Origin of the sequence: Pseudoflavonifractor phocaeensis, from assembly GCF_016901735.1 — a bacterium.
Lineage (GTDB): Bacteria > Bacillota > Clostridia > Oscillospirales > Oscillospiraceae > Pseudoflavonifractor_A.
This window is the reverse complement of the sequence record NZ_JACLZC010000260.1, coordinates 1-215: the sequence shown is the minus strand read 5'-3', so window position 1 is coordinate 215 and position 215 is coordinate 1. Positions and strand designations below refer to the sequence as shown.

General features: G+C 44.7%; 1 pseudogene. It reads right to left on the bottom strand.

Annotated features, from left to right (window positions below):
• Positions 1–100 precede the first annotated feature (100 nt).
• Positions 101–215 (bottom strand): annotated as a pseudogene (locus H7U37_RS15510) (DDE-type integrase/transposase/recombinase); the annotation flags it as partial.

The window sequence follows — 215 nt, the reverse complement described above, 5'->3', positions numbered from 1 at the left end:
CCATACCTCATCACTGATATCGTGGCGTTGTTGTTCGTTACTCATAGGAACACCTCTTTCTGGGCTGTTGTCCCTATTATACTACATTACTCGTGTAAACACTATTTAGGCAGTTGCCTTTGCGGCTCATGCTCTGTCGAATGCCTTTTTCACGAAGCATACGCTGGTAATGTTTATGCTGGTATTGCCAACCTTGGTCGGAATGGAGGATTAAC